This is a genomic window from Nostoc sp. UIC 10890 (assembly GCF_054786515.1).
Genome location: NZ_JBSGKF010000001.1, coordinates 3556025 through 3579557, shown reverse-complemented (window position 1 = coordinate 3579557; position 23533 = coordinate 3556025). Strand labels below are relative to the sequence as shown.

Below are 23533 nucleotides of genomic sequence, written 5' to 3'. Positions count from 1 at the left end.
AAAACTACTTACACAAAATTTGAAACACAGCCAATACTGCGTAAGTCTTATGATTAGCACAAGCGCCACTTTTAAATATTTGGGAATGTGAGGAATGTCAATTTTTGTTAAGCGCAAAACCCGCGATGCCTACGGCGGGCTACGCCAACGCCAAGCACTACAGCCAAGCGCGGAACGTGAATTCAAACGCCAATTTTTCGGTTTACTTTTGGTAATTGTAACCTGGAGTCTAGCTATGGGCTGGCTTCTAGCTTTAGCAACTAACGCCCAAAGTGCGACTCCTCCCGCTGAAATTGGCACTATTGACGTAGTACCTGCACAATACCAACTGGGGCAAGAACTGTATTTGGAAAACTGCGCCACATGCCACATCGGCATACCACCAGCAGTTTTGCCTACCCAAACTTGGAAAAATCTCCTGCAAGACTCGCAGCACTACGGCGCACAACTCAAGCCTTTAGTTGATCCGCCGCGTATCTTAGTGTGGAAATATCTTTCGACTTTTTCCCGTGTGCAGCTAGACGACGAAGAAACACCCTATCGCCTCAACAACTCACGTTATTTCAAAGCTTTGCATCCAGGAGTTCAACTACCACGTCCTGTCCAGATTGGCAGCTGTGTCAGCTGTCATCCCAGTGCTAGTGATTACAATTTTCGCCGCTTGACCGCAGAATGGCAGTGAAGAGTGAAGAGTGAGAAGTTGAAAAACTCCTCACTCATAACTCCTAACTCTATTCCCCACTCCCTCTCTGGCCCCATCTGGGGGCAAAATGATACTATGAAGAAAGACTAAATATAAGATAAGAGTTAAAACCAATCAGTTTACTAAGATGATTGGCTAATTTTTCTCCTGTTTTTGAGGTAATTCTCATTTCACACCCATCCACGACCAAGACGGTTGGGCTGGGTTAAATGTTTATAATCAATGCCGACCTTTTAATCCCCATCCCCTTGATTCAGTTCTATAATCTGCCATGCTAAAACTTCTGTTGGGCGACCCCAACGCTCGTAAGCTTAAAAAATACCAACCTTCTGTTACTGAAATTAACCTTTTAGAGGAAGAAATTAAGGTTCTTTCCGATGATGAGTTAAAAGGTAAAACCGTCGAATTTAAACAACGGCTCGCTAAAGGTGAAACTCTAGATGATATATTGCCAGAAGCTTACGCCGTTGTCCGGGAAGCAGGACGGCGAGTCTTAGGCTTGCGGCACTTTGATGTCCAACTCCTTGGCGGTATCATTTTGCACGTGGGGCAAATTGCCGAGATGAAAACTGGTGAGGGTAAAACACTAGTCGCCACCTTGCCAAGTTACTTAAATGCCCTCACTGGTAAAGGTGTACACGTCATCACCGTGAACGATTACCTGGCTCGTCGGGATGCTGAATGGATGGGACAGGTGCATCGCTTCTTGGGGCTGAGTGTGGGGCTAATTCAGTCAAGCATGACTCCTAGCGAACGTCAGAAAAACTATGACTGCGATATCACTTATGTTACCAACAGCGAGGTCGGCTTCGACTATCTGCGGGATAACATGGCGACATCAATGGCAGATGTGGTACAACGCCCGTTTAATTATTGTGTAATTGACGAGGTGGATTCGATTTTAGTTGATGAGGCGCGGACACCACTGATTATTTCTGGACAGGTGGAAAGACCTACAGAAAAATATCTGCAAGCTGCTGAAATAGCATTCACACTCAAAAAAGACGAGCATTACGATGTAGATGAAAAAGCTCGTAACGTTCTATTGACCGATGAAGGGTTTGCAGAATCGGAAAATCTTTTGGGAGTCACAGATTTATTTGACCCAGAAGATCCTTGGGCGCACTTTGTTTTCAATGCAATTAAAGCCAAAGAACTTTTTCTTAAAGATGTAAATTACATCGTCCGCAATGGTGAAGTGGTAATTGTGGATGAATTTACTGGTCGGGTGCTAGCCGGACGGCGTTGGAGTGATGGATTACACCAAGCGATTGAAGCGAAAGAACACGTAGAAATTCAGCCAGAAACTCAAACTCTCGCGACAATTACTTACCAAAATATGTTCTTGCTGTATCCAAAACTCGGTGGAATGACAGGAACGGCAAAAACCGAAGAACCAGAATTTGAAAAAATTTACAAACTCGAAGTTGCGGTAATTCCCACCAACCGCGATCGCAGACGGGAAGATTTATCTGATATGGTCTTTAAGACAGAATCAGGCAAGTGGGGGGCGATCGCCAGAGAATGTGCCGAAATGCACGAACTTGGTAGACCTGTATTAGTGGGAACCACTAGTGTAGAAAAATCTGAACTTCTGAGTAGGCTGCTGAAGGAATTGGCGATTCCTCACGAATTACTCAACGCCCGTCCTGAAAACGTCGAGCGTGAGGCGGAAATCGTCGCCCAAGCTGGACGCAAAGGTGCTGTTACTATTGCTACTAACATGGCTGGTAGAGGTACAGACATCATTCTGGGTGGTAACTCCGAATATATGGCGCGTCTGAAGCTGCGGGAATACTTTATGCCCCGGATCGTCATGCCAGAAGATGAAGATGCCTTTGGCGTGCAAAGAGCAGCTGGATTGCCTACAGGACATGGTGGTGGTCAAGGCTTTGTCCCTGGTAAGAAAGTCAAAACTTGGCGGGCTTCACCAGAAATTTTCCCGACTCAGTTGACAAAAGAAACAGAAAAACTACTCAAAGATGCAGTAGAAATTGCCGTGCGTGAGTATGGCGATCGCAGTTTACCGGAATTGGAAGCAGAAGACAAGGTAGCTGTGGCGGCAGAAAAAGCTCCCATCGATGACCCTGTAATTCAGAAATTGCGGGAAGCTTACAACCGGGTTAAGCAGGAATATGAACAATTTACTACCCGTGAACATGATGAGGTAGTGGGAATCGGCGGATTGCACGTAATTGGTACAGAACGGCACGAATCACGGCGGATTGATAACCAGTTGCGCGGACGTGCAGGAAGACAAGGCGACCCTGGAACCACGAGATTCTTCCTCAGTTTAGAGGATAACCTACTACGGATTTTTGGTGGCGATCGCGTTGCTGGGTTAATGAATGCCTTCCAAGTGGAAGAAGATATGCCTATCGAATCTGGGATGCTTACCCGCAGTTTGGAAGGCGCACAGAAAAAAGTTGAAACCTATTACTACGACATTCGGAAGCAGGTATTTGAGTATGACGAGGTGATGAATAATCAACGTCGTGCTATTTACGCCGAACGTCGCCGAGTCCTAGAAGGTCAAGATTTAAAAGAACAGGTAATTAAGTACGCTGAAAAAACGATGGATGACATCGTTGATTACTACATCAACATAGACTTACCCTCGGAAGAGTGGGAGTTAGAAAAGTTGGTTGAGAAAGTTAAAGAGTTTGTCTATTTGCTAGCAGATTTACAAGCTAGTCAATTAGAAGATATCACAGTCAGCGAAATTAAAGCCTTCCTCCACGAACAGGTACGAATTGCTTACGACCTTAAAGAAGCGCAGATTGACCAAGTTCAACCCGGACTGATGCGCCAAGCCGAACGCTTCTTTATCTTGCAACGCATTGATACATTGTGGCGAGAACACCTGCAACAAATGGATGCTTTGCGCGAATCGGTGGGATTGCGTGGTTATGGGCAAAAAGACCCGCTGATTGAATACAAGAGCGAGGGTTACGAACTCTTCTTGGATATGATGGTTAATATTCGTCGAGACGTTGTGTACTCGTTGTTCATGTTCCAGCCGCAGCCTCAACAGATGGCGCAAGCTTCGTCTGAGATGGTGTAAATAGCGAATATCTCACGCAGAGACGCAGAGGCGCAGAGGCGTTTTTGCGTCTTTGTTTTAGATTTATTCATCCGCTAGTTACAAATAATTAAATTCTGAATTGTGATACCAATTCTGTTTTGTTAAATCAAATCTAATTGCATTACATTCCCTTCAGAAAAACCGAGGCTGGAGTAAACTGGTTTACCCAATGGCGAGGCGTTAAGAACTACTCGCGTGCAACCGATCGCTTTTAAATATTCAATTGCTCTATTAGTTAAAGATTTGGCAATTCCTTGTCTGCGGTAAAGTTGTTCAACATAAACGCCCCAAATATATCCAAATTTACGGTGTTCATCTTTGAAAACATTCGGGTATAAACCGGCAAAAAGTTGACAACTTACAGAACCCACAACTGTATTATCAATCTCTGCAACAAAAGCCTTGTAAAACAAATCTCGACGCGCTTCTTCTATAAATTGGAGGGTAATATTCTGCCACTCAAAGTCGATATTACTCTCATCAACGCCAATATCTAGCCACATTTGATAAAAGTGTTGTGCAATCAGTGAATCTTCTTTGCAGGTGGCTTCTCTGATAATGATATATTTTTCTGTCAGCATAATTTCCAACGAATTTTTGGAACTCACACAAAACTCCTCCCCAAAGTTGGGGAGGAGTTTTTTAGTATCAGCTAAAAACTGGCAGTTTCACAGATATGATTTCAGACTTTCTGTGCAGTTACTTCTTCCGGCTTTTCTTGAGTTTGCAAAGATGCATACAACCTATTAAGCGCATTTACATAAGCTTGCGCGGATGCCACGATGATATCTGTGTTCGCTGCATGACCAGAAAACACTTTAGATTCATAACGTAGACGAATCGTGACTTCACCAATGGCATCAATACCAGCTGTTACTGACTGCACAGAAAACTCAATCAACTCGTTGGGTACATTCACCACACGGTTGATGGCCTTATAAACTGCATCCACTGGCCCAGTACCGATCGCAGCATCGGTTAATTCTTCACCTTCTGGGGTACGCAGGGTAACTGTCGCAGTAGGGCGGGCGTTGCTCCCGCAGGAAACTTGCACCAATTCTACCCGGAACAAATCGGGTGCTTGTTGGATTTCATCGTTAACGATCGCTTCCAAATCCCAATCAGAAATTTCTTTCTTTTTATCTGCTACTTCTTTGAATCTAACAAATGCTTTATTTAACTCGGTATCTGACAGTTCAAAGCCTAATTCTTTCAACCGAGTCCGGAAAGCATTTCTACCTGAATGTTTGCCCAAAACTATTTGATTGTCTGTTAAGCCAATCAATTGGGCATCCATAATTTCGTAGGTGAGTTTGTTTTTTAACACCCCATCTTGGTGAATCCCAGACTCATGGGCAAAGGCATTTGCCCCAACGATCGCTTTATTTGGTTGTACCAACATTCCCGTCAAATTGGAAACTAAGCGTGAGGTTTTGTAAATTTGTCGGGTGTCAATATTTGTCAGGGATTCTTGAGAATCTTCTGGTCTGCCGAGATAAGGGTTAAAGTATTGTCGCCGCACATGCAACGCCATTACCAATTCTTCTAGTGATGCATTTCCGGCACGTTCGCCAATGCCATTGATTGTACATTCTAGTTGCCGTGCGCCGTTTTTGACGGCTTCTAAAAAGTTAGCAACTGCCAAGCCTAAATCATTATGACCGTGAACAGAAATAATCGCTTGGTCGATGTTGGGGACATTTTCGATAATGCCCTTAATCATGGCTCCAAATTCGCTAGGAGTTGTGTAACCTACAGTATCGGGAATGTTAACTGTTGTTGCACCAGCTGCGATCGCTCGTTCTAACACTTGATACAGAAATTCTGGATCGGTACGAGCCGCATCCATCGGTGAAAATTCGATATCTGTCATGAAGGACTTGGCATAGGCTACCATTTCTTCTGCGATCGCTAACACTTCTGCCCGTGACTTCCGCAACTGATACTCTAAATGAATATCAGAAGTCGAAATAAATGTGTGAATCCTGGCATTAACTGCTGGTTTTAATGCTTCAGCAGCCGCTTCAATATCTGCTTTAATGGCTCTTGCCAAACTACAAACTACCGGGCCATTTTCTATCCCAACAACTTGAGCAATCTTCTTAACTGCTTCAAAATCTCCGGGACTAGCAAAAGCAAAGCCGGCTTCAATTACATCTACACCCAGACGCGCTAATTGTTTCGCAATAACTAGCTTTTCGTCTATATTTAAAGTCGCTCCTGGACACTGCTCTCCATCTCGCAATGTTGTATCAAAAATGATGATTCGATCGGTTTTGTTTGTCATTTGCCGTTTGTTGTTTAGTGTTTACGTGTAGCTCAATATATCTTCAACCTTAGTTTTTCTTTTACTCTTACTTTTGTAAATAATTGCTAAGGATATTAACCTTCAGTTTTTTCTATTTGATCTCTGATATCATTTAAATCTATATATCTATCAGTAGCGTTGCGTAACTCTCTCGCGATCATTCCTTCAGTTGATACTACCGTAATATGTGTATTTTTTGAGCGTAATAGTTCGATTGCTCTTTCAAAATCCCCATCACCACTGAATAATACTACTCGGTCATACTGGTCAACTGTATTAAACATATCTACAACAATTTCAATATCTAAATTCGCTTTTTGTGAGTAGCGACCGGAAGTATCATCATAATATTCTTTAAGAATTTTAGTTCTGACTGTATATCCTAGACTAATTAGAGCATCTCTAAAACCTCGCTGATCTTGCGGGTCTTTTAAGCCAGTGTACCAGAAGGCATTAATTAATGTTGTTTCTGATTGCTCATGTTTGAAGTATTCTAAGACTCGCCGCGGGTCAAAAAACCAGCCATTTTTTTGTTGAGCATAGAACATATTGTTTCCGTCTACAAAAATAGACAGACGATTCATTGGAGAACCCATACAAATTTACACCTAATAATATATATGAATTTAGATGGAACAATAGATTATAGCAATTTTCAAATGCCTTGTTTGCTAATATCTATAAAGTAGCTCTTTATCTATAGCTTTTATCCTACCTCTTTCAAGGCATAAAAACGGATGCAACATTGGAGTTGAGATCCTGGGTGCTAACCTTATTCACCTCCGACACTACAAGAGCCACCCGATGATCAAAATCTACCAATAAAATTGACCCAGTAACAGCATTCATCGCTGCATAACACTAAAGTTTACTCCTAAAGAGGTATAGCATAGACTTAAGGTAGGATATAAGTTAATGCCCATCTTTAGGTGAAGCTTTCAGTATCAGGACACGCTTTGTGGGGAGTACCAATGTTGCGCCAAAGACAGAAGACAGTATTGGGACAGCTTTGGGTAAAGCACCCAGTTAGAAGCGTACTTGTTGATTAGGTTAGAGTGAAATCTCACCACAACCAAATGCACAGGCAGAGGATATCCGGCTCTGATCTGTGAGACAATCACTAGTTGTAACTCATTCAACAAAAAAAGAATAATTTAAGTGGTGTTTGAGTAGAAATCTCTTGGGGGCTAGCTCTGCCAATAGAAGTTTGTTGGTGAATAGAAGATACTTTACAAATGTATAAGATTATCATTTAAGTCTTATTTCAATGTGCTTACACTAAAACGTGGTCTGAATAAATAAAAGTGTTGGACTTAAATCAATTAGTAACACGACATGGCAGAAGAACCTACATCTACCTTAACTAAAAACTATGTCTCTGCTGCAAATAGACACTCAAGTAAACCGACAAAAGTAACTTCGACTGCATCGGTTCGCCAGTCCCGGTGGATGGTTCGCTTAGGTCATCTCCTCGCTGGCGCTTGGGTAATGGGGGCAGCAGTGGTGAGTGCTTCTGGTTGGGAAGTGGTTCAATTGCTGGATAATCAGGTGTTTTCTGGCTTTATGCAAGTGCGTGGGCCGATTGTGCCTCCAGAAGATATCGTAATTTTGGCAATAGACGATCAGTCAATATCAGTTCCCGAACAGTACTATAAAACAGATCCAAAACAGTATGCCTACCTAGAAACACTGAAATCTTTTCCTTATCAGCGTGCTGCTTATGGCCAGGTAATCACAAAATTAGTCAAAGCAGGTGCCCGCTCTGTAGCTGTAGATGTAGTTTTTGACTCAGCAAGCAGTTATGGAGCTAATGACGATCGCCAACTTCAGGCAGCATTGCAAAAATATGGTCGCAAAGTTACCTTAGCAGCTATCTATGAAAATTCTGAAACGCACCAAGGGTATTTTACGCAGCTGACAGACCCACAACAAATGTTTCGCACCGGGTCAGTGTCTATTGGCTCAGTTAATTTTCCCTTAGAAGTTGATGGAAAAGTTCATCGATTAGCGAGTGAGTTTCCCAAGTTATTAGGTGAAGATAATTTATTTAGCAAGAAGCGGCTATCCTTTGGTGAAGCAGCGCTGAGGGCAGCACAAGTAAATTATCCCCGACCAAAGGGCGATCGCATTTATTTTTGGGGGTCTGCTGGTACATTTGAGCAAATACCCTTTTGGCACGTATTCGACCCAGAAAACTGGAACACTTATTTGCAGCAGGGAAAGTTCTTCAAAGACAAGATTGTGCTGATTGGTGCAACAGATAAGTTAAACAATGATTATCATCCAGTCGCCATTAGCAGTAACACTCAACCCATGTCAGGCGTGGAAATTCACGCCAATGCGATCGCAACTTTGATGACAGGTAAAGCGATCGCTCAAGGAATTAAAAATCCACTATTGCGGGGTTTGTTTGTGCTAATTCTAGTTGGCAGTACAGCCTTGATGATTAAAAGACGCAAGCGTAGCATCAATAGATTTCTGTATAGTCTCGCCCTGTCTAGCACTTGGTTAGTAATTAGTTATGGGTTCTTTGTCTATAGTCAGTTAATTTTTCCCACTACAGTCCCAGCATTAGCGATCGCGATGACCGGACTTTGCTACCTGGGAACCTCAGTAATGAGGGAAAGCATCAGAAAACGCCAATTAGTAGATATTTTTCAAAAGTATAAAACTTCCCCCGTTGTCCAAGAGATTATCAGCCAACAATATGACTTACAATATCTAATCCAACAAAGGGATTTAGCCTTATCAGGAAAAATACTGGCTGGACGCTACAAAATTGTTAAAGTTCTCGGTTCCGGTGGATTCAGCGAAACCTACATTGCCGAAGATATCCAACGTCCTAGTAATCCGCGATGTGTTGTCAAACAACTCAAACCAGCAAACACTAAACCAGAAGGGTTACAACTTGCTAGGCGTTTATTTAACTCAGAGGCACAAACACTCGAAAGATTGGGAACACATGAACAAATCCCTCAACTTTTGGCGTATTTTGAAGAAGATGAAGAATTTTATTTAGTACAAGAACAGATAATTGGTCATCCTCTAAGTCAGGAACTAATCGCAGGTAGAGCAATTAATGAAATTGCAGCGATCAAAATTGTCAGGGACTTATTGCAAACATTAACATTTGTCCATGAAAACTACGTGATTCATCGGGATATTAAACCCAGCAATATCATCCGGCGACACTCAGACGGAAAACTGATATTGATTGACTTTGGCGCCGTCAAAGAAGTCAGCATCAAACAGCTTGATGAGCAAGAGCAAACCCCTTTCACCATTGGCATTGGTACTCAGGGTTACGCACCAAGCGAACAATGTTTTGGGCGTCCACACTACAGTAGTGATATCTATGCAGTCGGTATGGTTGGGATTAAAGCCTTGACTGGTATCGCACCCCGTGATCTAGAAAGAGATGCTGACGGTGAGATCAAATGGAGCGATGCCTACGGCGGTAAACTACGCACCCAAGTCAGTCACTCCCTAGCTAAGATTTTTAGTAAAATGGTACTGGATGACTTCAAACAGCGATATCAGTCTGCATCAGAGGCTCTTAAGGATCTTGAAGCTTTTGAAGCTTTTGACGATTTGAGAAGCACTCAAAGTAGATACCATATCTCAGAAGATGACTCATCAATGAATACTTTAGCCGAATTAGATCCTCCCACAAAATCTCCCTCAGAACCATTCTCAGAAACTCCTTGAACAGGAAGCGGGAACAGGGGTAAGCGGAGAAAATATTTTAAATTTCTCCGCATCTTCTTGAAGAAGTCGTGCACATGATTTTAACTTAACGACAGAAATTCTTCTCCTGCTGTGGGATGAATGCCTATGGTTTCATCAAAGTCTTCTTTAGTAATGCCTTTGCGAATTGCCACGCCGAGACTTTGAATGATATCTGCTGCGTGTTCACCCACCATGTGAGCACCCAAAACTTGCCCAGAATCAGCATTTACCACTAACTTCATAGTAGTTGACTGACTTTGTTCGATTAGCCGAGACAAGAGTGGTTGAAATTGGGTGTAATAGCATTCTACAGATTCACCAAATTTTTCCCGTGCCTCCGCCTCTGTCATCCCTACACTAGCTACTTCTGGACGACAAAAAACAGCAGAGGGTACATAATCATAATTTAGTTTTTGCGGCTTGTTACCAAAAACTGTATCGGCAAAAGCAATACCTTCTGCCTTAGCCACTGGAGACAATTGCACGCGGCTGGTGCAGTCACCCACAGCAAAAATATTTTTTTGGCTGGTGCGGCTATATTCATCTACTCTAATTGCACCATCTTCGCCAAGTTCAACACGGGCATTTTCCAAACCAAGATTTTTGGTATTTGGAGTGTAACCTGTGGCAACTAAGATGGTATCTGCTGTAATTATTTCCCGTTTCTTACCAGTAATAGTTAACAACAAACTCTCATCTGAGTATTTGATTTCTTGAACGGTGCTGTTGGTAAATAATTTAATTCCGCGTTGACTCAAACCCTGTTGTACCGCAGAGCGAATATCATTATCAAACCCCGATAAAATCATCTCGTCTTTTTCAATTACCGTCACCTGGCAACCAAAAGCGTGCATCATACTGGAAAATTCTACGCCAATGTAGCCACCGCCAATAATTGCTAAACGTTTCGGCAAATAAGGTAGCTGAAACATCTCGCGGGATGTGATGGCATATTCGATACCAGGGATTTTGGGCTTGAGGGGTTGTCCTCCCACAGCAATTAAAATTTTGTCTGCTGTAACTTTGCGTCCATCAACATTGATAGTATGGGCATCGATGAAAGTGGCATGGTGAGAAATTAATTCAATCCCAGCTTTGTGCAATTGCTGAAAATAGGATTGGTTAATTGTGTCAATATGCTGATGTACTGACTTAATAAATAATGTCCAGTCAAAGTATGTTTGACAGTCACTCCACCCATAACTGTGCGCTATTTTATTTTGCAGGGCGAAGTCAGCGGCGTAGACAATCAGTTTTTTCGGAACGCAACCGCGATTTACACAAGTCCCACCGAGGGATTCTTGTTCGGCAATAGCGACACGTACACCGTAACTAGCTGCTTTTTTAGCTGCTGCCAATCCCCCAGGCCCAGCACCAATGACAAACAAATCGTAATCAAATGTCATAAAAATCTGTTCCTTTTTCACTTTTTGGAAAGCAGAGCTATTTCATCCCTTATAGTTATTCAGACAAAACTTAATCTACTGTCTTTGGGTGGACAAATTGAGATCAAACCATCTTGATATGTAGCAGATTGCTGCTTTACTAGCAATTAGATTCAAAAGGAACAGCGTAACCTAGGCATCGCTCAATTATTACTAAGTTATATTACATTATCTTGCCAAATAAGCATCTTGTCTATTTTACAAGAGGTATAAGTGCGATCGCTTTGGGCGGGTGTGCGATCGCGCTTGGGGCAGCAGCCATATTGAAAAACTGGAGATGTGTTGTTTACACATGGTTATGGGGAATTTTGCATTTCCTGTGCATCCCTTGTCATTCCCAAGCGCTCAAAACTATTAATAGCCTGAGTTGACAATTCACAAGCTTTTTGTGCACTTCCCCACCTTCTCTCCCAACGGGCAAGAGAACGTTGATAACGAGCCAAACGCCGCTTATTATTGCTGCTTTTGGCAACAGTTAAGCCTTGAATTAATAGCTTTTGAGCTTCATCGCGATCGCCTTGTTCAATGGCAATATCAGCAAGCCAATTTTGAGCAGAATTAATCACCCGATGCCAATGAATTTTTTCTGCACTTTTCATCACATCTTGAAATAGCTTCTTAGTTAACAAATATTCACCTTCTGAATAAAAGATTTCAGCCCGATGGTAAAGCACGGGAATAAAATAGCGGATGTGCTGTCGCTCCTCTAGATTCGCCTCAATCACCAATTTTTCTTCTACCGCTAGCCAGTGGCGTGCATCTGTATAATTATTCTGTCGGATTCGCAGTCTAGCCACACTTTCGGCTAAGTCAGCTTGAACGCATGAATCTGCATGATCGCGTAAAACCCATGCCCGCTGCAATATTTCGTCTGCTTGTGTGAGACTTTGGGGGGAACACTCCCGAATTAGCAGCCAGGTTTTGCGGATCATGAATTTTACTAAAGATGACCATTCACCACGTAGTTCTGATTGTTCTATTAGCCATTGCAACCAATCGAGGCGATCGTCCCAATAAGCATAGAGATTGGCGTAGTGGTTTAAGAGCAACCACAAATCCCTAACTTCTGCATAATGGTCTTGGTTTTTACACCAATAAAGTACTGCCCTGAGATTTCCTTCCTCTTCCTTTAACCTGTTGTAATGTATCCATTTTTCCCAATCTTCTCCGCCGTAACTGTAAGCAAAATCTAGATACCATCTCACCCAATGCATCCGTGCTTCTCTCTCAAAATCTGGGTAAGCAGCTAATTGTGCTAAAGCATACTCACGAGTCAGAGAAAGCATCTCGTATCGCTTAGTCTCTGGGTTGAGATTCACTAACGAGAGTTGCTGCAAACGTACCAAGCCATTACTGACAGAATCAGGAGTAGATGTCAGTCCAGCAACTTCAGCCACAGCCGCTTGGATAGGAGCGTCAGGAAAAATTGCCAGTGACATGAGTAACTTGTGTGGTGGCTGTCCCTTCGTACCTTGCACAGATTGATCAAAGCAAAAACGAGCCACATCGCCTGTAGCGGAGGCTAACTGCTCCAATACGAAGTTCAAAGAGTAGCCACTGGAAACTTGACCAAGTGCGTAGACAATAGCCAGAGGGATTCCTCCAGTGCGATCGTAGAGCAAGCTAGAATCTTCATCTTGGATAGTTATACCTTTTTCTTCAGCTTGTTGCTGAATCAACTGCAAACCATCATTCAGGGGCAAGTTTCGCAGACTGATTGGCAGCAGGGCAATTCGTTCGCGGGTAGTAATTACTACTTTGACGCAAATGGGCAAATTGTAGAGAAATTCTATAACCTCATCCCTGTCCTCTATAGTTTCCATATTGTCCACAATCAGAAGCGTTCGCTGTTTAGAAAGACATTGGCGTACACGCTCAAATTGGTCATTGGGAGGAGATTGAATAATAGTAGAGTCGTTTAAGGCATTGGCAATCACCCGAAAAATCTCGCGCAGGTTTCGCTGTCCTTGCTGCCGCTGCAAAATCATATCGGGAATCAGTTCTTGTTGTTTGGCTGAAGTGAAAATAATTGCATCAAATTTAGGTGCATCAGAACTGTTTTCGTTACTAGCTTCTAAGCACAGGTAAGCAGCTGCTAACACCAGCGCCGTTTTGCCTACGCCACCAATGCCATGAACTGTAATCATGTGAGCGCCATGCTCTGGCGAAAGGCGTTCCAGTAGCTTTTTCATATCTGCCTCGCGCCCAATAAATTCTGTGTAGGTCGGTGATGGCAGATTGTGGGGAATAGAGGCGCTTTCGGTACTAGATACAGCAACACCTCTGCGATATCCATGTCTCTCTAGAATGTAAATAAGGTTACTTGACTTAACGCTGTTATTTGGTTCTCCAGTCAAACTTTCAATATCTCGATAGATATTGCTCAATACTACTCTCACACTACCGTTTTCCCTACACAAATCCTCACTTATCTTCGTCAAGCTATACCCGCAGAGCAATCCAAGTAATAGGTCTTTCTTAGTATTTTGTCTGTATCGCTCTTGAATTTTAGACTCCAAATCAGTCAGTAAACGATCTATATCCCAATTGTGTAAAACCTTTTGATACCAGTCTTTAGACAGATTCCCACCCTCTGACTGCTCTGACATATATATCACCCTATTAGTTTGTTGTGAAATGTTGTATTAGCAACATTTTAACGAACAAAATTTTTACATATCGTATCAACAACATTTAACCGACAAAGCATTAACAATTTTTTAACTTTGCAATTGCTGTTAGTAGTGAATGTTAGTAGATTAATCTCTAAAGCGATTTTTGTCTTTAGTAGGTAGGGAGTTGCTCTAGATAATGTCGGCTTCTAATCTCTAAATCTTTACCAAACTGTTTTTTCACAAATTACTCAATAAAACTATGAAAAATACAACAATCAACTTCTTAAATATCTTGTTTGGGCTAAAACAATCTCGGCGTTATTTCCCAGAAGAAAAACAAGTCTGTGTATTCAATAAACGTCCCATACTGTACCGAGGCTTTTCGCCAAACTCCGTACAGGAATCAATCAATGAACTGCAAGAACAATTACAAGCTAAGGGTTTTCTCTCAAATACAAGTGGTAAATTTGACTTAGAAACAGAAGAGGCCGTAATAAAATTTCAGGAAGCCAATAACCTTCAGGTAGATGGAGTCGTTGGGCCACTGAGTTGGGCTTGCTTTTTCTACCCAAGGCTTTACCGCAATCAAAAAAATATGTCCCCAAAATTACAGGATGCTGTTAATGAACTGCAAACTATCCTCAACGAAGAAGGATTTTTCAAAAAAGAATCTGATGGTTATTTTGGTAGAGAAACTGAAAGAGGTGTTAAACGCTTTCAAAGAACCTATGGACTGAAAGATGATGGTATCGTTGGGGCTGCAACTTGGGCTGTACTATTGGGAATGCGCCAAAAAATAGACAACAAAAGCTTTCTCCAATTAGTTTATTCTATACCATCCAAGTCTTGGCTTTTATGGGAGCAGTTTTTAATGATTTCTTTCATTTTACTGGGTATTTATTATAGCCCCATATCAGGAGATGATCCTGAATGGAGGAGGGCTTTAGCAACTGCCTATGGACTCACCTGTATAGTACCTTTTCTCTTGGAGTGTTTACCCCTGAAGCCATCGAAGCAGCCAAGTTTACCGCTTTTGCGATACGCTCCCTATGTTTTAACTGGTATCTTTTGGAAACCAATTATCAATTTCATGGGGGGATTATTTAATTAACCATTCGGTAGTTGAATATATGATGAGCGATCGCTATGTTATTCTGTATCAAAAAAAGTGCGATGTCTACGACGGGCTGCGCCTACGCACATCGAAGATACCCTACTCTTACCCATCGCTGAAATAGAAAAACGACCATTCAAAAATTACATCGCCTTCTTCTTTGCGTGAGCTAAAAATCAAACAAAGGCGGGTGCGGGGGTTGAACCCGCTAATCCCCACAATGGTGGAGACGTAACCGATAACCCTAATTCTTCGTCCCCGAAAGGCAAGTTGCGAACAAGGATAACCCGCCATGAAGTATGAAGGATAAAGTGTTTCATTCTTTACCCTTCAGCAATATCTACAATTCACCCGCAGCAAGCATCTGAATGATCCGAGGCGTACCTGGGTCGAATCCTGCCAAATCCCAAGACAGCGAATCTTCAGGATCTACCAAAGTAATCTGGTAAGGTGTCAAGGTGACATACACCGCCTTGACGTTAGGATTTACCTTTTTGCGATACTGCTTCAGTGCTTGACTTGGATGCTTATACCCAGCCCAGCTTTCTGAGTCAGTCCAAAAGCAGACAACATCTGCTTTGAACTTATTCTTAATCATCCAGTCGTAAGCTACAGATGCATCTGTTCCACCGAAGTTTTGATTGCTAGCTTTGCGAACCGCAGAACTAAAACTATCTTTGGCGGTGATACCCAATTCACGGAATTCGGTAGCAAAGCCGCGAATCATGTAGTTTTTCTCTGCTTTTGCTGTCACCAGTGCCATTGTGGTGGCAATTTCACAGCAAGTCAATCCCATATCTGCAACCATACTACCCATAGAACCAGAAACGTCTACGGCGTGCATGAACACTTTACCTGTGGGTTGGACAACATCAAAAGACAGTTCAACCGCCTTTTCTAAAATGTCCACAATTCGAGGAACTGGATTCCAAGTTTTCTTACTGCGTCCTAATGTTCCACCAGATTCATAAGTTTTGAGTGCTTTCAAAACATCAATCGGATGGATGCGACCTTTACGCAGATGTTCTCTACGATTAAGAACTGCTTCCACTTGCAGCAAATTAGCGTTTTCATCGGCTCGTAACACACCCAGTTCAGTTAAAGAACCCAGGTTACGTAACATTGCACCTATTGGCATTTCCTGAAATAGCAGCTGCCAAGCAAGCTTATCCATTTTGCCCACAGGTGCAGCCATTTCGTGGGTTAAGCGTCCTTGGGAAATAGCTTCATGGGTTTGGGTGGGATTCCGCTTGAGCCACTCATACCACCAAATCTGCGCTAAGGCCTCTGAGGGAATGTCTGTTGGCAATTCTTCCCAGCCTCTAACTACCCACTCAAATAGTTGACGGTGATTTTCTGTAGGCGGTTTGACATGGAACAACCGCAAGGCATCTCGGTGGGAGAAGCCCTGACGCTGTTGATATTTCAACAGTTGATAAGCCAAGCCTTTGACATCTTCCCTTGAGAGCCAAGTTTTACCAGCTTCCCGCACTACTTTGCCAAATCCCCGCAGAGATTTGGTGTAGTTCAACCATTCGTAGAAGTGGCTACCAGTGCGGACAATTTGCGGGAAGATTTCGCCGAATGCCTGTTTTGCTTCTGGTGCTTCACCCATCGATAGCAATACCAAAGCCAAGATAGGCGCACTGTTATTGATGGCGCGTCCATCGCTAGCATACAAAATTTCTTCTGCCACACGGCCGGGATTCTCAGCAACAGCAAGTCTGACAACTGTCACAAAATCCTCAGTTAATTCCTGTTTACCAGCGTAGTAAGTGCTTTTTGCTGTGCCAACTAAAAGACAGCGACGCAGCATTTTCCAAATGCCGGCATCAAACATAAAGCCACCAGAACGTCCCTGAACCATTTCGGCTTCTCGTCCGGGGATAGGTTGATTTTGGGGTGTAGTTGTTTTCTTTTTAGTGAAAAAATTGTAATTCATCGCTTCATCTCCCGGCCCTTGCGGGCAAAAATGAAAGGTGGCAGAGCAGGAATCGAACCTGCGACATCCGGCTTAAGAGGCGATAACCCTAATTCGTCGGCCTTTTCAGGCAAGGTGTGAACAAGGATATTTTTCGGCGCTCTACCAACTGAGCTATCTGCCACATGAAAATTAAAAACACAAAATTTACTCTGGTGGAACAGGATTTGAACCTGCAACCTATGAATTAACGATAACCCTCGATTCGTCGGCCTTTGCAGGCAATGGGTGAACAAGGATGTTCATTGCTCTACCAGATTGAGCTTACCCACCAGATGAAAATTCAAAATTAAGTTTTGGGTGGCGGAGCGGGATTTGAACCCGCGACCTCTCGAACCCTAATCGATAACCCTAATTCGTCGGCCTTTGCAGGCAAGGGGTGAACAAGGATGTTTAGCGCTCTACCAAACTGAGCTATCCACCACATGAAAATTAAAAATTAAAAATTAAAAATTCAGGACTAGATTTGGTGTAGTGGAGCGGGAATCGAACCCGCGACCTCCCGCTTGGCAGGCGATAACCCTCAATTCTTCGGCCTTTTCAGGCAAGGGGTGAATAAGGATGTTTAGGCGCTCTAACCACTGAGCTACCCACCACATATAAAGTTATGAGTTAAGAGTGAGGAGTTATGAGTTAAACATTTAAAATTTGTCACTCAGCACTCTATTTTGCTGTAGCGAAGTAGGATTTTTACCTACACCTCCAGAAGTTTGATCAAGGGTGTTTTTGTTATATGCGATAACCCTCGATACGTCGGCCCTTCCGGGCAAGGTGGGCGCTCTGCCATTTGAGCTATCCGCTACTGGTGAAAGCTAACTCCCTAATGAAAGTTGACTTGTATTATTAATGTAGTATATGTATTATTTGTTGTCAAGAGGGTGGCAAGCTAATTTATAGAGTTGTTGATTGAGTTGAAAATACTCTTATTCTCTCTGGGAAAAAATTCTGCGCGTAGTTTACCGCCGTAGGCATCGCAGACCAAAGCCTATAACACCTACTGAAGAAAGCTTTTGCCGGCAATTTTGCCGCAACTTTGCCAAAAGATACAAAAAAGTGTGCCAATTTTTGCCAATATAATAATATTATTTCTCAAAATTCACTTGGCAAAAATCGGCATGAGTGAGAAACCCATAGAAGATAACGGCAAGGCTTTTCTCGTTCTACTTTTGCCCATCTCGTTTTTGATTATTTTCCTGGTTGCCACATGGAGAATTTTACTGGCGCTAATTGTGCTGGTAATTGGCTTCAAGCTTTGGCAGGAATATCAATGGCAACAGTGGACTCATCGAGTTAACCCCATTTTTCATCAGTTAGTTCGCGAAAATCAAGGCAGACTTACGCCAATGGACTTGGCAATCAAGGGCAATTTTCCTGGAACAACGGCAAAACGCTACTTGGATGGTAAAGCCTCGGAATTTGGTGCCAGTATAGTCAACTCTGAAGAGGCGGGGCAGTCTTATTACTTTATAACTGCCAGCATTATTGGCAATATTCTTGACAGTAGTGAGCCTGTTAAAGAACTTCCGGCTCAAGCAGTTACTAAAAATGCGCGATCGCTCTTAGCACCACCGCCAACACCAACCCCACAGGAGGAAGAACCAGAAACCGAATCACTCCCACAGCCAACTCATGAGGAAGCTAAACGATCGCTGGAAAAACAATTAATTTTTGGCTCTCTGATCCAATCTGAACTTGCTAAACGGCTAAATGTCTATTCCAGCACGGTTTATAAACGGCGAAATGATCCAGAGTTTCCAGAGTGGAGTCGCAGCAAAGACCCTGATGGCATTGCCTGGACATATTCGGAAAAAACTAAGGAGTTTTTCCCAGTGGAGGAAGAAGGGTAAAACAATTCGTAATTCGTAATTCGTAATTCGTAATTAGAATTTTGGAATTTTTGTTTGTAAACCCACAGCTTCGTTGATGGAATTTAATCCGTTTTGTTCTAGTAGGACAAGCAAACCTGCTAGAATCCGGCGTACCATCAGTGGCCCTTCGTAAATCCAGCCGGTATAAACCTGAATCAAACTAGCACCAGCAGTAATTTTTTCCCAAGCATCTTCTGGGGAAAAAATGCCACCAACGCCAATAATTGGGATTTGTCCTTGGGTTTGCTGCCAAATAAAACGAATTACCTCAGTGGAGCGATCGCGCAATGGTTCACCACTAATTCCGCCAGCTTCTTCCTGGGGTGATTTGCCAGTTTGGTCAATCACCTGGGTTTTCAGTCCATCACGGCTGATGGTGGTGTTAGTGGCGATAATTCCTGCCAGTTGGTAGGTTTTAGCAAGAGTTATAATGTCAGCGATCGCTTCCCATGATAAATCTGGCGCTATCTTGACAAAAAGTGGTTTTTGTGGAGTATTTTCTTGTTGTAATAAATCTAAGATGGCACTGAGCATAGAAGCATCTTGGAGCGATCGCAACCCTGGTGTATTAGGAGAAGAGACATTAACAACAAAATAATCTCCCAAATCCTTGAGTAAGCGAAAACTATCGAGATAATCCTGTGCGGCTGCTTCTAGGGGAGTCACCTTAGATTTACCCAAATTTATCCCTATGGGTATTGAGCGGATTAACTCCTGTTTTTCATGTGCTAATCGTCCCGCCATTGCTGCTGCACCAAGATTATTAAAGCCCATCCGATTGAGAGCAGCTTTATCCAACGGTAGGCGAAACAAACGAGGACGCGGATTTCCTGGCTGTGCGTGAAAAGTTACAGTTCCTAGTTCCGCAAAGCCAAAACCCAGATTAGGCCAAATGCCAGCAGCGACTCCATCCTTATCGAAGCCAGCTGCTAACCCTACCGGATTTGGGAAGTTTAGCCCAAACAAATTTTGTTCTAGGCGTGAATCGTACAGACATAAAGATTTTTGTAAGCGTTGGTTTGCCCAACTACCAGGGGTTTGCGATAGCCAGCTAAAAGTGCGAATCGTCTGCTGGTGTAACCACTCTGAATCGGTTTTTACTAGATTGAACAAAAGCGGACGAATAGCAAGTTGATAAATATCCATTTTAACTAATTCTGCGGAATGTCTATACGGTGGGGTACTTCACTCCTTAAACACTACGCGAATTCGGTAGACCGCCGCGCTTCCTCTTTAGCTTGTCGGAGTTCGTCTTTAGCTTCTTGGAGTTCGTCTTTAGCTTGTCGGAGTTCGTCTTTGACTTGCCGTGCTTCCTCTCTAACTTGTCGGAGTTCTTCTTTAGCTAGCCGCACTTCTTCAGCAATCTGCCGGATTACTTCCGCAGAATTTCTCATTTCTTCAGCAATCTGCCGCATTTCTTCGGCAGAATTTCTCATTTCTTCAGCAAGTTGTCGCTGCTCCTCTTGTGAGAATCTGACATCTTCAGCAGACTCTCGCTCCTTTTCTTGTAAGAGCCTGGTATCTTCAGCAGACTCTCGCTTTTCCTCTGAGACTTGTCTCTGCTCCTCTAGAGCATCGGATGAAGTTTCGCCCATTTCCCTAGCACTCCATAATCTAACTTCAACCAATTCGTTACTTAGAACTTTCAGCAAACACCCGTGGCAATATTACTCAGGGTTCTTTTCTGGGCATCTTATATATTACAAGTTATGTTAACCAATAAATCAGATGGGGCAGCCGCAAAAACCTATAGCCGCCGAACAGCAGATCCTCTCCTTGGGACGTGTCCTCCAGAGCCTCAGAGAAGAAGATGATGTTGACGTTCTGATTGAAACTACTATTTCTTATCTCAAGGAAGAGTTTGACTACAGACTGATTTGGATTGCTCTTTACGATCGCCTAAATCACATATTATTCGGCAAAGGCGGCATTACACCTGATCATGACACGAGCTTTTTACGCCAAAGGGTTGTTCTGAGTCCTGGAGATTTATTAGAGCAAGTGGTGATTGAACAACATCCCTTGGGTATAGCTGATTTACAAACTGAAATCCGCGCTGCCGAATGGGGAAAAATTGCCGAAAAACTCCACATTCAAGGAACGATTATTTTACCAATTCGCTACAAAGACCGTTGCTTAGGCTTGCTGTTACTGGGTTCAGAACGCTGGGGGTACCTACTGACAGGAGAAACAAAAGCACGTTTGATGATGGTTTTAGGTGAACTGGGAGCGGTGCTTTATCAAAATGAGATGCATAAGCAACAAAAGCAAACCAAGCGAACTGACGAGCCATTATTAGAATTGCTGGAAAATTTACGCACCCTCAGTAACCTGAATCAAAGACTTGAAGCAGCGGTGCAAGCAACTCATAAATTTGTCTCCCCCAACCGAACAAATGTTTACTGGTTTGAGCGGGAAGGGCGTTACTTTTGGTGTCGAATGAGCAATCAGCTAGTCAAAATCGATCGCAATTCTAGCAGTCAGCAATCAGCGGGAATGACTGTACAGGAGTTGAGCGACTTTTATTATGCTTTGGCAGTTAACCAAATTGTCTCAATTGGTGATGCACGCAGTTCTTTGAAGAGTCATTTTACGGCAAAATTGCTGCAACGGCTGAAAGTGCGATCGCTCCTGGCCGCTCCGATAATCTGGCAAAAGAACTTAGTCGGTTTTCTGGCGGTGGAAAGTAATGAACCCCGCATCTGGACGGACACAGACAAAAATTTCGTCCAAGGTGTTGCTGGTTTAATCTCACTAGTTGCACCTACCGAAAGTATGGAAAGCACCATCAAACAGATTCAAGAAGATGCCCAACTGACTAGCCAAGTTGCTCAAGGTATCTATAGCGAACATGACCTTCAAGAAACTTTACACAGCTGTGCTAAAAGAGTTTTAGCTCGACTAGGTGCTACCCGCTTTTTGCTGTTGCAGTATGACTCTGAACAGAATAATTATCAATTTATTTACCAAAGTCAGCCTCATAATCGCCGACCCTTGACATTTAGCCTCAATATTCTCAAAGAATTAGATGGGCAGCTTTTGCAACGTTCAACTCAAGCTGTGGAGATTGAAAACTTAGATGAAGATTTACGCTTTTTTAACTGGCGTCCCTCGTTATTAGAGAATGGTGTGCGATCGCTACTTATTTGTAAATGCACTCACGGTCAAATACCAGCACCACTTTTGGTCATCACTCACGAAACCCATCGTTCTTGGACAACTCTGGAAAAGGAGTTGCTGTGGGCTGTCAGTCAACAGATTGGCGTAATTGTTCGTCAGTGGCAATTACACAACCGTACCACCCAGCAGCAAAAAACTTCCCAGGCATTTGAGCAATGCCTACGCATCCTGACACAATCCCAGAACAGCATCGAGGTCGAAAAAAAGCATTTAGAACGTACAGCACTCGAACAAATAGCATCAATTTTGGGTTGTCCCTTAGCAGTAATGCTATCCTGGTCGCCTGGTGAAAGGTGGGCAGAAATTATCCCTGGAGTGGTTGACAATAGCCTATTTGGAATTGTTTCCGATGCATCTATTTCTATTCAGTCTGAAGCCTTAATTCAGTGGGCACTTGCGACAGAGAATTACCTGACTTTGAAGGTAGATAATTTACCCCCGGAAACTCGAAAATGGTTGAATGTTCCAGACAAAAGTCAAATTTTGGTGATGGCATTACGTACCAATGCTGATTATGAAACCACTGGTGTAGTCTTGTTAGTAGACTATCAAGAGCGTCGCTGGTCAGAACAAAACCTCAGTGCGACTGCAACTCTGATTTCTCTGTTAGCTTGGTGGCGTCGTGAAAAGCAAATTACCCGACTTTTAGAATCTACAACAGAGGAATTACGACAACTCAACTGGTATAAACATCGTCGCCTAGAGGAAATTCAAAGAATAACGGCGCTTTCCCTTAAACAAATACATGATTTGGGGATTCCTGCTAATGAACTGACTCAGATGCGCTATCAGCTATTGCTGCGGCAGTTAGATCATACAGCCACCTCCATGAGTGGAATGCTTAAACTTGAGCATTGGCAGCTACATATTAGTTGGGAAACTATGCCCATAGCCAGTTTACTGAAGCGATCGCTCGAACGCATAGAAAATCAACTTAAACAACAAAAGCTGTGGATTGGTGTACATGGCTTAGGACAACCCATTGACGAGCAAGAATCACCCAAGAATTCTTCATTAGTCAGAGGCGTTCCTAGCTCCAGCGCTCAATCTTCAATGGCGATCGCTGGTGATATTGTCAAAATTGAATTAGTTATCCATGAATTATTGGTTACTGCTTGTAACCGTTCTCAAAGCGGCGGCAGAATTGATATTTGGTGTCGTCGTTTAGATGCGTCAAAACCCTCAGAGACAAAGCATTCTTCTACAAGTGGAGGCGCTGATCATCAGACATCGCTAGAACTGTCGATTACATATAATGGTGCGATCGAACCACAGTTATTAACAGAACTACATGATAATACACTCAAGGATGTCCTTGCTCCCTCCAACCTCGACCAACCGCCAGCCTTACATCTGCTAATCTGCCAAAATCTCATGCAGGAACTAGGAGGAGAGTTGAATTTCTATCAGTTACCAGATAATCGAGTAGTTAGCCGGTTGCTGTTACCGTTAGTTGGTAATGATTCATAGTTTTGGGTTTTCAACCTGCTAGGGTGCGCTCTGAT

Annotated in this window: 14 protein-coding genes and 4 tRNA genes; 6 read left to right on the top strand and 12 right to left on the bottom strand. The window is 43.0% G+C overall.

Annotated elements, in window-relative coordinates; genetic code table 11:
- The first annotated feature begins 94 nt into the window (after nt 1–94).
- Both ACWATR_RS14610 and secA read left to right on the top strand, forming a co-directional pair.
- Nucleotides 95–682 (top strand): cytochrome C, encoded by a 588-nt coding sequence (locus tag ACWATR_RS14610; RefSeq protein WP_460333469.1) that lies wholly within the window; start codon nt 95–97, stop codon nt 680–682.
- A 292-nt stretch (nt 683–974) separates the two neighbouring features.
- A complete protein-coding gene (gene secA, locus ACWATR_RS14605; protein ID WP_460333466.1) occupies nt 975–3767 on the top strand; it encodes a preprotein translocase subunit SecA in 2793 nt (930 codons plus the stop codon).
- Nucleotides 3768–3889: 122 nt separating this feature from the next.
- On the opposite strand, the gene ACWATR_RS14600 is transcribed toward secA, so the two are convergent.
- From ACWATR_RS14600 to ACWATR_RS14590, 3 genes are all read right to left on the bottom strand, one after another.
- Entirely contained in the window at nt 3890–4369 is a 480-nt protein-coding gene (locus ACWATR_RS14600; protein WP_460340434.1) for a GNAT family N-acetyltransferase, read from the bottom strand.
- A 101-nt stretch (nt 4370–4470) separates the two neighbouring features.
- The gene (locus ACWATR_RS14595) at nt 4471–6075 is read right to left on the bottom strand and encodes a 2-isopropylmalate synthase (RefSeq protein ID WP_460333463.1); all 1605 of its coding nucleotides are present in this window, start codon (nt 6073–6075) and stop codon (nt 4471–4473) included.
- 95 nt (nt 6076–6170) lie between these two features.
- Complete coding sequence (locus ACWATR_RS14590; RefSeq protein ID WP_041565194.1) at nt 6171–6692, bottom strand: LabA-like NYN domain-containing protein; 522 nt, start codon at nt 6690–6692, stop codon at nt 6171–6173.
- Nucleotides 6693–7431: 739 nt separating this feature from the next.
- On the opposite strand from ACWATR_RS14590, the gene ACWATR_RS14585 reads away from it, so the two are divergent.
- On the top strand, nt 7432–9804 hold the full coding sequence (locus ACWATR_RS14585; RefSeq protein ID WP_460333460.1) for a CHASE2 domain-containing protein: 2373 nt from the start codon (nt 7432–7434) through the stop codon (nt 9802–9804).
- 80 nt (nt 9805–9884) lie between these two features.
- On the opposite strand, the gene gorA is transcribed toward ACWATR_RS14585, so the two are convergent.
- Nucleotides 9885–11231: a glutathione-disulfide reductase gene (gorA, locus tag ACWATR_RS14580; RefSeq protein WP_460333457.1), complete on the bottom strand. Its 1347-nt coding sequence runs from the start codon at nt 11229–11231 to the stop codon at nt 9885–9887.
- Nucleotides 11232–11566: 335 nt separating this feature from the next.
- Nucleotides 11567–13879 carry an AAA family ATPase gene (locus ACWATR_RS14575; protein WP_460333454.1) on the bottom strand — a complete coding sequence of 771 codons (2313 nt, stop codon included), beginning with the start codon at nt 13877–13879 and terminating at the stop codon, nt 11567–11569.
- Nucleotides 13880–14144: 265 nt separating this feature from the next.
- On the opposite strand from ACWATR_RS14575, the gene ACWATR_RS14570 reads away from it, so the two are divergent.
- Nucleotides 14145–14996, top strand: a complete 852-nt coding sequence (locus tag ACWATR_RS14570) for a peptidoglycan-binding domain-containing protein (RefSeq protein ID WP_460333451.1) — start codon at nt 14145–14147, stop codon at nt 14994–14996.
- A 343-nt stretch (nt 14997–15339) separates the two neighbouring features.
- Here ACWATR_RS14570 and ACWATR_RS14565 read toward each other — a convergent pair whose 3' ends face one another.
- From ACWATR_RS14565 to ACWATR_RS14545, 5 genes are all read right to left on the bottom strand, one after another.
- A complete protein-coding gene (locus ACWATR_RS14565; RefSeq protein ID WP_460333448.1) occupies nt 15340–16941 on the bottom strand; it encodes a TROVE domain-containing protein in 1602 nt (533 codons plus the stop codon).
- A 37-nt stretch (nt 16942–16978) separates the two neighbouring features.
- A tRNA-OTHER gene (locus ACWATR_RS14560) sits at nt 16979–17104 on the bottom strand.
- Between the two features lie 28 nt (nt 17105–17132).
- A tRNA-OTHER gene (locus tag ACWATR_RS14555) sits at nt 17133–17254 on the bottom strand.
- A 23-nt stretch (nt 17255–17277) separates the two neighbouring features.
- Nucleotides 17278–17404: transfer RNA gene (locus ACWATR_RS14550), tRNA-OTHER, on the bottom strand.
- Nucleotides 17405–17447: 43 nt separating this feature from the next.
- Nucleotides 17448–17577 (bottom strand) — tRNA-OTHER (locus tag ACWATR_RS14545).
- Nucleotides 17578–18095: 518 nt separating this feature from the next.
- Here ACWATR_RS14545 and ACWATR_RS14540 point away from each other — a divergent pair.
- Nucleotides 18096–18827, top strand: coding sequence for a hypothetical protein (locus ACWATR_RS14540; protein ID WP_460333445.1), 732 nt, complete (start codon nt 18096–18098; stop codon nt 18825–18827).
- 33 nt (nt 18828–18860) lie between these two features.
- On the opposite strand, the gene ACWATR_RS14535 is transcribed toward ACWATR_RS14540, so the two are convergent.
- Nucleotides 18861–19994, bottom strand: a complete 1134-nt coding sequence (locus ACWATR_RS14535) for a quinone-dependent dihydroorotate dehydrogenase (protein WP_460333442.1) — start codon at nt 19992–19994, stop codon at nt 18861–18863.
- A gap of 53 nt (nt 19995–20047) precedes the next feature.
- Nucleotides 20048–20443 carry a hypothetical protein gene (locus tag ACWATR_RS14530; protein ID WP_460333439.1) on the bottom strand — a complete coding sequence of 132 codons (396 nt, stop codon included), beginning with the start codon at nt 20441–20443 and terminating at the stop codon, nt 20048–20050.
- A 133-nt stretch (nt 20444–20576) separates the two neighbouring features.
- Here ACWATR_RS14530 and ACWATR_RS14525 point away from each other — a divergent pair, with 133 nt between their 5' ends.
- Nucleotides 20577–23498, top strand: coding sequence for a GAF domain-containing protein (locus ACWATR_RS14525; protein WP_460333436.1), 2922 nt, complete (start codon nt 20577–20579; stop codon nt 23496–23498).
- The last annotated feature ends 35 nt before the right edge of the window (nt 23499–23533 follow it).